General features: G+C 67.1%; 13 protein-coding genes. 7 read left to right on the forward strand and 6 right to left on the reverse strand.

The features are described from left to right. The first annotated feature begins 74 nt into the window (after positions 1 to 74). Together ABV518_RS17190 and ABV518_RS17195 are read left to right on the forward strand one after the other, a co-directional pair. The gene (locus tag ABV518_RS17190) at positions 75 to 923 is read left to right on the forward strand and encodes a DUF1206 domain-containing protein (protein ID WP_367769198.1); all 849 of its coding nucleotides are present in this window, start codon (positions 75 to 77) and stop codon (positions 921 to 923) included. 30 nt (positions 924 to 953) lie between these two features. Next, a complete protein-coding gene (locus ABV518_RS17195) occupies positions 954 to 1,454 on the forward strand; it encodes an SRPBCC family protein (RefSeq protein WP_367769202.1) in 501 nt (166 codons plus the stop codon). Here the strand turns inward: ABV518_RS17195 and ABV518_RS17200 are convergent. Further along, entirely contained in the window at positions 1,441 to 2,106 is a 666-nt protein-coding gene (locus ABV518_RS17200) for an anti-sigma factor (RefSeq protein WP_367769205.1), read from the reverse strand. The genes ABV518_RS17195 and ABV518_RS17200 overlap by 14 nt on opposite strands. Beyond that, positions 2,103 to 2,603, reverse strand: a complete 501-nt coding sequence (locus tag ABV518_RS17205) for a sigma-70 family RNA polymerase sigma factor (RefSeq protein ID WP_367769208.1) — start codon at positions 2,601 to 2,603, stop codon at positions 2,103 to 2,105. The genes ABV518_RS17200 and ABV518_RS17205 overlap by 4 nt, the downstream gene beginning before the upstream one ends. Before the next feature lie 223 nt (positions 2,604 to 2,826). Here ABV518_RS17205 and ABV518_RS17210 point away from each other — a divergent pair, with 223 nt between their 5' ends. Beyond that, positions 2,827 to 3,369 carry a hypothetical protein gene (locus ABV518_RS17210; protein WP_367769212.1) on the forward strand — a complete coding sequence of 181 codons (543 nt, stop codon included), beginning with the start codon at positions 2,827 to 2,829 and terminating at the stop codon, positions 3,367 to 3,369. A gap of 25 nt (positions 3,370 to 3,394) precedes the next feature. Here the strand turns inward: ABV518_RS17210 and ABV518_RS17215 are convergent, their stop codons facing one another. From ABV518_RS17215 to ABV518_RS17225, 3 genes are all read right to left on the reverse strand, one after another. Then, positions 3,395 to 4,198, reverse strand: coding sequence for a hypothetical protein (locus tag ABV518_RS17215; protein ID WP_367769215.1), 804 nt, complete (start codon positions 4,196 to 4,198; stop codon positions 3,395 to 3,397). Then, a complete protein-coding gene (locus tag ABV518_RS17220) occupies positions 4,191 to 4,772 on the reverse strand; it encodes an RNA polymerase sigma factor (RefSeq protein ID WP_367769218.1) in 582 nt (193 codons plus the stop codon). The genes ABV518_RS17215 and ABV518_RS17220 overlap by 8 nt, the downstream gene beginning before the upstream one ends. 180 nt (positions 4,773 to 4,952) lie before the next feature. After that, on the reverse strand, positions 4,953 to 5,597 hold the full coding sequence (locus ABV518_RS17225) for a protein tyrosine phosphatase (RefSeq protein ID WP_367769222.1): 645 nt from the start codon (positions 5,595 to 5,597) through the stop codon (positions 4,953 to 4,955). A gap of 146 nt (positions 5,598 to 5,743) precedes the next feature. Between ABV518_RS17225 and ABV518_RS17230 the strand changes: the two genes are divergently transcribed. Then, on the forward strand, positions 5,744 to 6,337 hold the full coding sequence (locus ABV518_RS17230; protein WP_367769225.1) for a DUF5655 domain-containing protein: 594 nt from the start codon (positions 5,744 to 5,746) through the stop codon (positions 6,335 to 6,337). A 188-nt stretch (positions 6,338 to 6,525) separates the two neighbouring features. Here the strand turns inward: ABV518_RS17230 and ABV518_RS17235 are convergent, their stop codons facing one another. Beyond that, positions 6,526 to 7,377, reverse strand: coding sequence for a hypothetical protein (locus ABV518_RS17235; RefSeq protein WP_367769228.1), 852 nt, complete (start codon positions 7,375 to 7,377; stop codon positions 6,526 to 6,528). Between the two features lie 190 nt (positions 7,378 to 7,567). On the opposite strand from ABV518_RS17235, the gene ABV518_RS17240 reads away from it, so the two are divergent. The 3 genes from ABV518_RS17240 (at position 7,568) to ABV518_RS17250 (ending at position 13,849) form a co-directional block, all read left to right on the forward strand. Continuing rightward, positions 7,568 to 11,059, forward strand: a complete 3,492-nt coding sequence (locus ABV518_RS17240; protein ID WP_367769231.1) for an SNF2-related protein — start codon at positions 7,568 to 7,570, stop codon at positions 11,057 to 11,059. A 154-nt stretch (positions 11,060 to 11,213) separates the two neighbouring features. Then, complete coding sequence (locus ABV518_RS17245; RefSeq protein ID WP_367769235.1) at positions 11,214 to 12,791, forward strand: DUF222 domain-containing protein; 1,578 nt, start codon at positions 11,214 to 11,216, stop codon at positions 12,789 to 12,791. 23 nt (positions 12,792 to 12,814) lie between these two features. After that, complete coding sequence (locus tag ABV518_RS17250) at positions 12,815 to 13,849, forward strand: glycoside hydrolase (protein ID WP_367769238.1); 1,035 nt, start codon at positions 12,815 to 12,817, stop codon at positions 13,847 to 13,849. The last annotated feature ends 26 nt before the right edge of the window (positions 13,850 to 13,875 follow it).

Consider the following 13,875-nt stretch of genomic DNA (forward strand, 5'->3'; position numbering starts at 1 on the left):
GCTGTTCGGGAACGGCTTCCCGTGGCACGATTGGCCTTGTGGTGGGGGCACACACATTTGCGCTCCCTGGGCGCTTGCACAAAGGAACCACCATCAAAAGAGAACTCAGGCAAGCCGCGGATGCGGCGGAGGATGCCACAAATTCACGCGCGTTGGAGCTGTTTGCGAGGGCAGGGTTCGCAGCCAGCGGTGTCCTGCACTTCCTGGTAGGCCTCATAGCCATCCGGCTGGCCACGGGCGGCAGCGGAAGCGCCGATTTCAGCGGCGCCGTGTCAGAGCTCGCCAGCCAGCCCGCCGGGCCCTTCCTGTTGTGGGGCAGCTTCGCGGCCTGCGCGGCTTTGGCCATCTGGCAGGCCAGCGACGCGATCTTCGACTACGGCCACCTGCCCACCAAGCAAAAGGCCGGAAAGAAACTCAAGGCCGCGGTTCAGGCTTTGGTGTTCGCCGGCCTGGCCCTGACGGTTGCCTCATTTGCGATGGGAACCGGCTCCGGAGCCGACAACCAGAAGTCCGCGAGCGACCTCACCGTCAACCTGATGAAGGCACCCGGCGGAGTGGCCCTCCTGGTCCTGGTGGGGGTTGGAATTGCCGTCACCGGGGTGATCTACGGCGTCCGCGGTATCAGGAAATCGTTCGAAAAACACCTCAGGATGCCTTCGGATCCCAGGGCCCGCACCGCCGTCACCGTGCTTGGCGTGACAGGGTACGTCGCCAAGGGCATTGTCCTGTTCCTCACCGGCCTGCTCATCGCGATCGCCACCTTGCGTGCGCACCCGGAGGAGTCGACGGGGCTCGACGGCGGGCTCAAGGCGCTGCGGGACCAGCCCTTCGGCATTTACCTGCTTGCGGCTGTGGGTGCCGGACTGATCTGCTACGGCATCTACATGGTGGTGCGGGCACGACTGGCCAATATGAACCAGTAGGGCGCAGTCCGGCCGGGCTAGGGTGGTGGCATGCCCCAGGTACGCGCCGAACGACTCATCCGCCTCGATCCGGAGACCGCCTTCGCCTTCTCCCAGACCACCGGCGACTTCCGGCTCAAATGGGATCCGTTCATCTCCGCCCAGGGATGGCTCGACGGCGCCCCCGCGGCCGGAAAAGGTGTCCGGACGCGCACGGTTTCGCGGATGGGACTGGTCATGGTGAGCGAGTACGTCTCCTTCGCCCCGCCCAAAAACGTGGGGATGACCATGGTGTCCGGCCCATGGTTCTTTGAAAATTTCGGCGGCGGCTGGCGTTTCACCCCGGACGACGGCGGCACCCGGGCAGTCTGGAAGTACACCTTCTCCTGCCGCCCGGCGTGGCTGCGGCCTGTAGCCGAGCGGATCGGCACCTGGCTGCTGGGCAAGGAGATCAGCAAGCGGATTGAGGCGTTCGCCCGTGCCTGCGAGGACCCGGAGCTGGTGGCCGAGTTCCGGGTCCTTTCGGCACGGCAACCATTTACGGGACCGTGATCACGGCGACGGTGTGCTGCGTTTCGTCGCGCAGTTCCACGCTGGCGATGCTCGCCAGCTGGACCGGCGTTGCGCCGGTGACACGGATCCTGCCGCTCGGGGTGGCCGTCCAGGCGCACGCCCGGTCCTCGCCGCCGTCGCGGTCCCTGATCCACAGCGAGAGCGTCCCGTCCAGCGGCATGCTGCTGCCGTTCACAGCGAGTTCGGTTCCCCAGGTCTTCCGCGCAAGGTCCACGCTGAAGCGCAGGCCGTCGCCGGACTGCACCGAATAGCTGGCGTCCGGCTGCGGCGGCCGGTTGATGACCGGCCCGGCGGCCAGGCCCAAGGCGAGGCAGGCGGCGGCCACGGCGCCCACCAGCGCCGCCCACCGCCGTCGTGATGTCCGACGGCGGGAGGCCAGCTCGTCAAGAACAGAACGCGGCGGGGATCCGGCCGGTTCTGCCTGCACGGGGATGCGGTGGGCTGCGGCGAGTGCCACGGCGTCCGGCACGGGGACCGCATCCAGCAACGCCGGCAGGCTTTCCAACTCGGACAGTTCAGCCCTGCAGTCGGCACAGGCTTCGAGATGGTCCTCAAAGCGCTGCGAATCGGCTGCGTCCAGGCCGCCGAGCAGGTAGACGCCCAGCAACTGGTGCCGATCGGAGGCGTTCACCGCTCCACCCCCATTTCATCCAGGATGGTCCGCAGGGCACGCACAGCGTAGAACGCCCGGGATTTAACGGTTCCACTGGGGATGTTCAGCTGCACGGACGCCTCGTTGACGGTGAACCGACGGTAATGCAACGCCACGAGGACGTCGCGGTGTTCGGCGCTGAGGCGGAGCAAAGCCTCCTCCATCAGGACGCGGTTGAGGAGCTCGTCCACCCGTTCCACTGCTTCGGCGGGATCCGTGAGTTCACGTTCCATGGCTTCCTGCGGACGGCGCTGAGCCTTGCGGTAGTTGTCGATCATGATGTTGCGCGCTGTCCGGAACAGGTAGCTGCGCAGGCTTCCGGTGATGTCAGGAGCCTGCTGCCAGACGCGGAGCACGGTCTCCTGGACCACGTCCTCGGCCAGCTGCGGATCGCGGGAGGCACTGAGGACAAACCGGCGCAGGGCGGCACCGTGCTCACGGTAGATGGCGGCCACCACGTCCTCGTCGAGGGGCATGCCGGCGCCTCCTGTCCCTGGTCCCGGTTTTCCTTTGTGCAGGCTCCCACCTGCAGTTTCCTGCTGGTACGACGTCCGCCGTCCGCAAATGGTTCACTGCCCCTGGGCAAGTGCCGGCCGGACGCCAAAGGGGTAGCGGTCCTTTGAACCATTCTTCACCCTGGCGCGTCATACGGGTTAGCGTCCGGTGATCCGACGCCGGGCCCCAGCCGAGGAGCATTCGATGAAACAGCATCTAGGCACCGGTCTCGCCGCAATGGCCCTGATGGCCGCCCTGGCAGGCTGCGCGGGCAGCCCGGGAACCACCAGCACTACAGCCGCCGCCACAAGCCCGGCAGCGTCCAGTCCGGCGGCCACCTCCGCCGCACCGACGGCCAGCTCACCAACCGCGGCAGCCGCCGTCGGCCTCAAGACGGCATCCTCCAGCGCCGGCACCATCGTGGTGGACGCGAACGGCATGAGCGTCTACTTCTTCACCAAGGACACGAAGGATTCCGGCACCAGCGCCTGCAAGGGGAACTGCCTCACCATGTGGCCGCCGGTCACCAGCACAGCGGCAACGCCGACAGCGGAAGGGGTCAGCGGAACGCTTGGCACCATCGCGACGCCGGACGGCGCGAAGCAGGTGACCCTGAACGGGCTGCCGCTGTACTACTACGCACAGGACAAAAAGCCCGGCGACATCCTCGGGCAGGGCGTGAGCGACGTCTGGTACCTGGCGAGCCCGGCCGGCGAAATGATTAAGACGGCGTCGACAGGCTACTGACGGCGGTTTCGGTATTCCCGGGCCCCTAGGGGTGGACGCTGGGCACGGGGACCGGAGCCGTGGCAGGCAGGGGCAGGGTTGGGGGCTGCCCCTCACCGTTCAGCGGTCCTCCAGGTGCGCCCGGCGTGACATTTTCGGGCAGCGTGTTCTCCGGCAGGGGGAGGTCCGGCAGGGGAAGGTCCCCGGGATGCGTGGGGGAGGGCGTGTGCTTCGGAGCCTGGCTGGTCCCCGTTTCCGCCGAGGGAGCGGCCGGCGGGGCACTGGCCGGCTCGCCCGGCACCGATGCCGGCGAGCCGGGCTGGGCCGGGGCGGGCGTTTCAACGGGCGCAGGGGCAGGGCCTCCGCCCGCGGTGGCCACGAACGACGTCACTGCATGCTGGAGCTGGCCGATGGAATCCCGGATGCCTTGGTCTGAGGCAACGGCAACCGCTCCCCCTGCTGCGAGCGAGGCTGCGACGGTAAGCGTGGTGAGCGTGATCCTGCGCCTGGCACGACGGCGGGCGGCGAGCTCATCGGTGGCGGCTGCGGGCGACGCGGTTGCCGGCAGGTCGGAGGCTTCCGGCCCGGGGTCTGCGGTGAAGTGACGGCCGGGCGTGGCATCGGGGACTGCCGCCAGGCGCGTGGTGGCTGCCGTCTGGCCGGCCGGCACAGTCCGCTCCGCCGGGGGCGCCATGAGTGCTGCCACCGCAGCGGAAGCCTGCGGCTGCCCGGCGGCGAGGCCGCGGAGTTCCAGCAGTGCTGGCCGAAGCACAGCATCGTCGTCGAGTCCTGCCTCTCGAAGCAGCTGGTCGACAGCCCCGTCGGTGCGGGAGCCTGGGGTGTCACTCATGATCTGCCTGGTTTCTTCTAAGAGTCTGGTCCTTGAGGTTTTGCAGTGCCCTGCGCTGCAGCTGCTTGATGGCGCCCTGGGACTTGCCCATGATGCCGGCCACCTGTTCGATGGAAAGATCCGCCACAATCCGCAGCGCCAGGACCTCGCGGTGGTCGTCGGCCAGGCCTTCGAGCAAATGGGCTGCGTTTCCGCCGGTGTGGCCGAGGGCGAGGTCCTCCGCGGAGGCGGTGCTGCGTCCGTCCTGCAGGGGGTCGTACGGAGTGAAGTCCGGCCGCCGTTCAACGCGCCGGTAGTGGTCCACCATCCGGGCATGGGCGATCGAAAAAAGTAATGATTTGGCGCCCTGCAGCCCGCCGGTCAGTTCGCCGACCTTGGGGTAGAACGCCAGGAACACGTCCTGGGTGACAGCTTCGGGGTCATCAACGCCGCGGGCCTTGAGGTAGCCCAGCACTGCGCCGGAAAAAGTGCGGTAGACAGCGCCGAAGAGCACGGCCGGGTCAGCGCCGGCAGTGTCTGCGAATATCTCGATATTTTCTTCGGCCAAAGTGTCTAGCACCAGTGGCTCCTCCATCCCGGGCGGCTGGACCGCGCGTCCCGGTTTCCGGAGCGGACGGCTCCGCTGCCTGTGTGGACTGCCGTGGACTTGCCCGCTTGGGCTGTCCCCGTGGACGGCCCCTTGAACGGCGTCCCGGACTGCGGGAAATCCGGCCCGAAGGGGCGGTTCCCGCAGTCCAGACTAGCCGACAGGGTCCTAGCGGGCCGAAACGGCGGGGGCGTCCACAACGTCGCCGGGTACAGCGGGAACAGCCGGCACAGCGGGAACGGCAGGCTCGCCGTCGACACCCGGAACGGCAGGGACCGCGGGAACAGCAGGCACGGCGGGCAGCTCGGGACGCTCAGCCTTGACGGCGGCGTTGCCTTCTGCGGCAGCGGCGGCGTCAGCGGAAGCTGCACCCTGCGCGATGACGTCCGCGCAGAAAGCGTCAACGTTGGTTTCGCCTTCTGCGGCGATGACCAGCGAGGAGAAGCCTTCGGAGGATGCGTTGAGTCCGCCATTGGCGAAGGCGGTGCAGAGGCCCAGTGAGGCGGCGCCGGCGGCGTCCACGGCGGTGCCGGCTGCGGCGGAGGCCTTTGCCTCAGCGGAAACCTCGTCGCCGGAAACGGCTGCTTCGCCGGTCACTGCTGCATCGCCGGAAACGTTGGCCTCAGCGGACTGGGTGGCATCGGCGGCCAGCTGCGGTGCCGGTGCGCCGAGCAGTTCGTGGGCGGTCTGCTGTGCTTCTACGGGCAGGGCGCCGGTTGCAGCGGCCACGCCGGTTCCACCGACGGCAAGGGTGCCTGCGGCCAGGACTCCGGCGGCGACTTTGCTGGTAGCAAGAACAGTGAACAGCGACATAAAGAAACTCCAAAACCTAGGGAACAAATCAGATCCGGTTCCGTGGAGGAACCCATCACCACCTACATCGCTGGCCGGATCGGAAAAGTTACGGCCGCCCCAAAATTCCTTCAAAAAGCTCCGCAGCCCGCCACTACGATCGAAGCATGCCCAACACCCAGGAGCCCCCGAAGACCGCCAGGACCTGGCAGACCATGCTGGACAGCAACCAGGCGCTGCTCCTGCGGAAGACAGGCAAAGACGTGGCCTACTGGGCCGGGCAGGCCCGCAGCGCCGGAATGCAGAACGACGCCCAGCTCCGCGCCTGGATGCGCGATGAGCACGGGGTCACTGGCTACGCGCAGTACGCCGTCTCCTGGGAGCTGTTCGGCTACCCGGAATTCATGCTCCGGGACGCTGACGAACTGATCGAGGGCCAGTACGCCAACCACACGCAGCTGCGGCCCATCGCCGACGCCATCCTCGCCTGGGCGTCAGCCACCGACGGCGTGGAGATCCAGATGCGCAAGGGCTATGTCTCGCTGCACAGTCCGCGCCGGAAGTTCGCGCAGGTCACCCGGACCACGAACACAGCCGTGGATGTCACGCTGCGGCTTGACCCTGCGGCTGGCGGCCGCCTCGAGGCCGTAAAGGTCCGTGCCGACGACGCCTTTGACCGCCGCGTCCGCCTCACCTCCCTGGACCAGGTGGACGGGGAACTGCTGGAGATACTGGCCGCTGCCCTGGACCAGAACCGCTAGGCAAGCCCGACGGCGGGTTCCCGGCCCGTTCTGGCGCCGCGCCCCGTCGTCGAACTCGCGGGAAAGGTGCGGTGTCGCCGGAACGCTCCCGCGACACCGCACCCTTCCGGCGAACGGGGCGGACCGGGCGGACCCGGGCCTCACCCACGCAGCCAGGGCGAAACCGGCCCGGGACCGGGGCGGGACTCCTAGGCGTCGACCATCTCGTCGTCGGCCTCTTCAAACTCGACGGCGGCAACGATTTCCTGGGTCGCGGGGTCGATCATGAAGGCCTCGTCGTCGTCTTCGACCATGATGAAGTCGCCATGGTCCGTGCTGAAGTGCCACGCCAGGGTCTTTTCGCCCTGGTGCAGGTAGTTGGGGTCGCCCATGGTGATCTTTTGCAGGGCGTAGCCGGCGATGTTGCACAGCTCGCGGATGATGACCTCGAAGTCCGGAGCATCCTCCAGCGCATCGGCGTCGGCCTTGGCCTGGCGCTCGGCAAGGTCGGGGATGAGGGCGACGAGCCGCTCGATGTGGGCGGTGAGCTCCCGGTCGTCCAGCACCAGGAGCCCGTCCTGCGCCCGGAGCCAGGCAGCGTTCAGGGCGGTGATGTTCTCCGATTCCAGGAGCTCCTCGAATTCGCCGTCGAGCTCGTCGAGGGCGCGCACGCCTTCGGTGGGTTCCTCGTCGTCGTCCAGGGCGCCGTCGAGGTAGCGCTCGGCGTCCTCCTCGGACAGGTCGTCGAACGCCTTGACGGTCCGGTTGAAGAGGTCCAGGTGGGCGGTGGCGCCCATGCTGGCCATGCCGTCGCGGACCAGGGTGTCCGTTTCGTCCCGGTCGAGGGAGGTGAAGACGTACTGTGCGAAGCCGCCCTCGAGGGACTGGGTGAGGTAGAAGTCAACGTAGTAGCTGCGGATGGCTACGGGGGACATTTCGTCGGTCTGGAGGAGTTCCCGGTGCATGGCATCAACCACCAGGACGTTCGCGTCCACGACCTCCTCGTCGGTTGCTTCGATGCTGCCGGTGGTCAGAACGACGGGCTGCTGGCTCGCGGTCATGGTTATCCTCACGGTTGAAAGCTGGTGGTGCTCTGAACACTTTTCACGCTACGTGGACGCGGACGCGCACGGTTGAGGCCCAGGTGAACGTCAAGCGAAGTTTGGGCGCCCGTTTCTGCGAACTAAGATGGATCAGATAACCATCGATCGGACACGGGTCCACCGTGGCCAGCTGAAAGTAGCGCGCACCATGCCATCCCAACCGGACGAGAGTGCGGCACTGGCAATACAGACACCCGCCATCAACGACCGTTCCCTCGCGGCCGGGCTGGCGTATGCCATGGGCAGCCGGGTTTCCGGGATTTCCTTCGACGCCGCCACCGGGCTGATGCTGGGCAAAGTCCGCGGAGGCGCCGACGTTCCGTACTCCACCACGGCAAAGCTGGTGCGGAAAACCGGCGGCTGGAGCTGCACCGTGGGCGTGTGCAGCTGCCCCGTCCGCAAGGACTGCAAGCATGTGGCCGCGCTGCTTTTCGCCGCGGAGGACAACCCCGCCATCCGCGTCCAACTCCTGGCCCCGGCCGAAGTCTCCCGGCTTTCCCGCCAGCCCGCCAGCCTCGACCTGGCCGACTGGGAGCAGGCACTGAGCCCGCTCATCTCCCAGCCCGGCATCACGCAGTCCAGCAACGGCATCCCGCTGGCCCTGCAGTTCGAGATTGAGGAGCCCGCCCCGCACTTCTCCTACACAGGCCGCCGCGACCCGCTCCGCAGCGTGCGCCAGCTCAAGGCCCGGCCCGTGATCATGGGGACCAAGGGCAAGTGGATCCGCGGCGACGTCTCCTGGAACACCCTCAGCTACCTGAACTTCCGGCGCGAATGCAACGAGTCGCACATCGAGTGGATGCAGACCTTCCTCGCCGCGCACACCGCCGCCGCCAACCGGGTCCACAACTCTTCGGCGCTGTGGCTGGGCCTGAACACTTTCGCCGGCAAGAACATGTGGGGCCTGCTCGCCGACGCCAAAAAGATCGGCCTCGCCCTGGTCCACAGCCGCGGCACCGAGCCGGTCCGGCTCGCGGAGTCTCCCGCCGCCGTCGGGCTTAACCTGAGCCGCTATGGCGCACCGGTGAGCGGGGACGCCGCTGGCGCTTCTGTGCCGGAAGGAACGGACGACGACGGCGGGCTGGAGCTCGCGCCCACCATCACCGTCGAGGGGGAAGATGTTGATCCGGCGTCGGTGGGGACCATCGGCCGCCCCGCGCACGGCATTTTCCTGACCACGGGCGGCGAAGCGCTACCCGGGGTTGCCACGGACTCCGTGATCACGCTTGCGCCGCTGGAAAGCGGGCTGAGCGAGGAACTGCTGACGTTTGTGACGGCCGGCAGCACCCTGCACATCCCGGCCAGGGACGAGACGCGCTTCCTCACCGGTTTCTACCCGAAGCTCAAGCAGGCCGCCCGCGTCACGGCGAAAGACGAGTCCGTGGAGCTGCCTGCCCTGGCCGTCCCCACCCTCTCGCTGCTGGCCAATTACGGCGCGGACCACCGGGTCCGGCTGCACTGGGAATGGCATTACAGGACCGGGAACCTGGTCACGGCCCAGCCCCTGTGGCGGCATCCCGGCGACCACGGCTACCGCGACGACACCGCCGAGGCCCGCATCCTGGAAGGCATCGGCCAGCCCTGGAACGTCGTCCCTGCGCTTGGCGAGTCCGCCACCGCGGGCTGGGGCACACCCCGCCTTGCGGCGTCCGTTGAGCTGAGCGGCCTGGACACGCTGGCTTTCACCGAGGACGTCCTGCCGGTTCTGCGCCAGGCCCCGGACGTGGCAGTGGACACCGCCGGCGACATCGCCGACTACCGCGAGGCCGAGGAAGCGCCGGTGGTCTCCATCTCCACCAAGGCCACGGAGCAGCGCGACTGGTTCGACCTTGGCATCCAGATTTCGCTCGAGGGCCAGCCTGTCTCGTTCGCGGCGGTGTTCTCCGCGCTGGCGGCGGGCCAGACCAAGATGCTGCTGCCCAGCGGCGCCTACTTCTCGCTGGACCTCCCGGAGCTGCACCAATTGCGGGCCCTGATCGAGGAGGCCCGGTCGCTGCAGGACAACAAGGACGCGCCGCTGCAGATCAGCCGCTTCCAGGCCGGGCTCTGGGACGAACTCGCGCACCTGGGCATTGTGGACCAGCAGGCCGCGGCCTGGCGCTCCGCGGTGGGCGGTTTGCTCGAAGGCGGGATCGATGGGCTGCCGCTGCCTTCCACCCTCAATGCCGAACTGCGGCCTTATCAGCTTGAGGGTTTCAACTGGCTCAGCTTCCTGTACAAACACAGCCTGGGCGGGGTGCTCGCTGACGACATGGGCCTGGGCAAGACCGTGCAGGCCCTCGCACTGATGTGCGCCGCCAAGGAACTCGGGCCTATCTCTGTTGACGGCTCGCCCGCTGACGGTTCTTCTGTTGGCTCCGGCACTGCGGCGCCTTCCGGAACCCCCGCGCCCGACGGCGGCACTCCCTTTTTGGTGGTGGCCCCCACCAGCGTCGTGGGCAACTGGGCGGCGGAAGCCGCACGCTTCGCCCCCGGTTTGACGGTCCGGACCGTCAGCGAGACCTTCGCCAAGAAAGGCCAGGACGCGGCCGTTGAATTGGGCGGCGCGGACATCGTGATCACCTCGTATGCCCTGTTCCGGATCGACTACGACTCCTACGCATCCAAGACCTGGGCAGGGCTGGTGCTCGATGAGGCCCAGTTCGTGAAGAACCACCAGTCCAAGGCGTACCAGTGCGCGCGGAAGCTGCCCGCGATCTTCAAGCTGGCCATCACCGGCACCCCGCTGGAGAACAACCTCATGGAGTTCTGGGCGCTGACGTCCATCGTGGCGCCGGGCCTGTTCTCCAGCCCCAAACGGTTCGCCGAGTACTACCAGAAGCCGGTGGAAAAGAACGGCGACAAGGCGCAGCTGGATAAGCTCCGCCGTCGGGTCCGTCCGCTGATGATGCGCCGCACCAAGGACCAGGTCATCCAGGACCTGCCGCCCAAGCAGGAACAGATCCTGGAAGTGGTGCTGAACCCGCGGCACCAGAAGGTATACCAGACACACCTGCAGCGCGAGCGGCAGAAGATCCTGGGCCTGATCGAGGACGTGAACAAGAACCGCTTCACCATCTTCCAGTCGCTGACCCTGCTGCGGCAGCTCAGCCTGGACGCGTCGCTGGTTGATCCGTCGCTGTCGGGCGTCCGGTCCTCGAAGCTGGACGTGCTGTTCGAGCAGCTGGAGGACCTCGTGGCCGAGGGCCACCGCGCGCTGATTTTCAGCCAGTTCACGGGGTTCCTGGGCAAGGTCCGGGAGCGGCTGGTGGAGGAGAAGATCGAGTTCTGCTATCTCGACGGCGGCACCCGGAACCGCACCGACGTCGTCAATGAATTCAAGAACGGCACCGCGCCCGTGTTCCTGATTTCGCTGAAGGCCGGCGGATTTGGGCTTAACCTGACCGAGGCCGACTACGTGTTCCTGCTCGATCCCTGGTGGAACCCCGCGTCCGAAGCGCAGGCCGTGGACCGCACGCACCGGATCGGCCAGGCTCGGAACGTGATGGTCTACCGGCTGGTGGCCAAGGACACGATCGAGGAAAAGGTCATGGCTTTGAAGGCGCGGAAGTCGCAGCTGTTCGCGGACGTCATGGAAGGCGACGCGCTGTCCAGTGGTTCGATCACGGCCGAGGACCTGGCGGGCCTTTTCAAGGACTAAGCTTCCTCGGCGCTGGGCGCGAACGTACACTTGCGGCCCTCCGGCCGCGCGCGCGAACCCCTCCAGGAAATGGCTTTTGGAGGGGGCCCGGAGGTTATCCACATAGGGCATTTGCTTCACGGTTCTTGGGGGTGCCTCGCAGGATGATAGGGGTATGGAAAGCGCCGCAGCAGTGGATTCAATGGAGGCCATGATGGCTTCCATGGCTGCGATTGCGGTGTTGGTGGACCGAACGGAGGGCCGCTCCGGGTCCACCGGTTCGGACCCGCTTCGTGACCAGTCGGATGCGTGCCTGGAGGGTCTTGAAGAGACGGCCCGGATGGAGGCCATGCTGGCCGCCAGGAAAGTGCGTTTCACCGCCGGGTTCGCCGACGCAACCCGGGCTATGTCCCCTCCGGATGAGCATCCGCAGCAGCGCATGGCCCGGGAAATGGGCGTCGTCGCCGAGGTCGCCTGTGCCCTGACCGTGAGCGAACGGACTGCATCAGCACTGCTCGCCGAGTCCCGTGAACTCACCACCACGCTGCGGCTGACTCTGGCCGCGTTGCAGGCCGGGAACCTTTCGTGGCAGCACGCCCGGGTCATGGTCGACGAAACAAGCGGCCTTGATCCAGCGGGCGCCGCGGCGTTGGAAGGCCACTTTCTGGGCCCGGAGGTCGAGAGCCTCGCCACGTGCCCGGCCGGGGAGATGGTTCCGGCGCGGTTCCGGCACAAGGCCCGGACCTGGCGGGAACGGCACCACCCGGTCAGCATCGAAAAACGCCACGCCAGGAGTGTCCTGGACCGGAGGCTGGAGTACGCCCCGGACCGGGACGGCATGGCCTGGCTCTCCGCCTACCTCCCCGCGGACCAGGCGGCCGGGATCTGGAACGGCATCACCGCCACAGCACGGGCCCTCCAAAGCCCCACCGAGGACCGGACACTGACCCAGCTCCGGGCAGACGTCGCCGCCAAACTCCTCCTCAGCGCCGGCTTCACCACCAGCACCCCAACGGGCGGCAGCACAGACGCCTCGACTGAGGGCGAGCCCGCCACCGGTATTGCTTCCGGCATCAGAGATGCGGCCTCCCCGGCCGCGCAGGTCCTCGTGACCGTGCCGGTCTTTGCCCTGATGGGCCTCACCGACGAACCCGCCGACCTCGACGGCTACGGACCCATCCCCGCCTCGATGGCCCGCAAACTCGTCGCCGACGGGGCATCCTCATTCCGCAGGGTCCTCACCGACCCTCGCAACGGCGCACCGCTGGAAATCGGACGGAACAGCTACCCCATCCCCGCAGCGATGCGGCAATGGCTCAGACTCCGGGACCGGAAATGTTCGTTCCCCGGCTGCAACAACCAATCCCTGGACAACGAAGCCGACCACATCCTCGCCTGGGCCGACGGCGGCACCACCGGCATCACCAACCTCGAGTCAGTCTGCCGAAAACACCACCGGCTAAAACACACCACCGGATGGACCCCCACCGACGCCAGCACCCACAAACCACCCGGCTGGACCTCACCCACCGGCCGCCACTACCAAAGCGAACACCACGACTGGGAACCACCCCAATGGCCACCACAAATCCTGGACGAGCTCAAGATCCTCGAAGAGCTCAAGCGCCAGGACCCTGGCGCGGCCATGCCCGACAGCCCGCCAGCCGATGACGCCCAGATAAGAGACACGTTGGTGGCAGAAGGCCACAGCTGCGGGAAAGCACTTTCCCGCATATGCTGTACGGAAATCTGACTAAGCCTTCTTGGAGATTTCCCATGCACCCGCAATCCCCTGCCCCGGGTTCCGCCCCTGATTCAGCCCGTGAAACGGCAGCATCCGGCGTCGTCCCGCTCAGCCCTGACGCCTTCAAAAACCCCTACCGGGATCCTGTCTGGGACGGCCCCACCGACCCCATCCTGGTTTCGGACCACCTGACCGGCGAGTGGGTACTTTTCTACACCCAGCGCCGGGCAACGGAACCCGGCCTGACCGGGGTCGAGTGGGTACACGGCACGGCCATTGGAGTGGCCGGTTCGTCCGACGGCGGACTTAACTGGACCTATCAGGGCACCCTGGACGGACTGGTCCCGCCGGGAACTGAATTGCCGGCCACACTGTGGGCGCCCGACGTCGTAAGGATCGGCGAACAGTGGATCATGTACCTGACGGTCCTTGGCGGGGTCCGGACCGACTGGACCGGCAGCGCCTCCATCGTCCAGCTCGCCAGCCGGGACCTCGTCACTTGGGAGTACCTCGGTGACATCGACCTTGACTCCCCGCGCGTCATCGACGCGGCGGTGGCCCTGTGCGGCGACGGCCAGTACCGGCTCTGGTACAAGGATGAGGCCCGCGGATCCAACACCTACAGTGCCGTGAGCGACACTCCGGCCGATCCGTCGTCATGGGTTGTTGAAGGTCTCACCATTCCCGGACGGCCCCACGAAGGGCCCAAAGTGTTCAAACTTGAAGGCCAGTTCTGGATGATCGTGGACGAGTGGCGGGGCCAGGCCATCTACCGGTCCGCGGACGCCGCAGGCGGCTGGACCCGGCAGGAATACCTTGGCGGCCTCATCCTGACGGCTCCTGAAACGGTCGACGGCGGTTCAGTAGTAGGCCGGCACGCAGACGTCGTGCCGCTGGAAGCATCGGCCGATGGCAGGGAGCGCGCCCTGATCGTCTACTTCACGCATCCGCACTGGAACGGCGCCGAAATCGACGGCATGGCGGCGGACGCCAAAACCCACCTCAGCCACGTCCGGGCCGCTGTACTGGAAGTCCGCGACGGCAACCTGATCTGCACCAACGTCTGACACGGAAACATCGCGACGAGTGCCCC

It is taken from the genome of Arthrobacter sp. HS15c, from assembly GCF_040812005.1.
Taxonomy (GTDB): domain Bacteria; phylum Actinomycetota; class Actinomycetes; order Actinomycetales; family Micrococcaceae; genus Arthrobacter.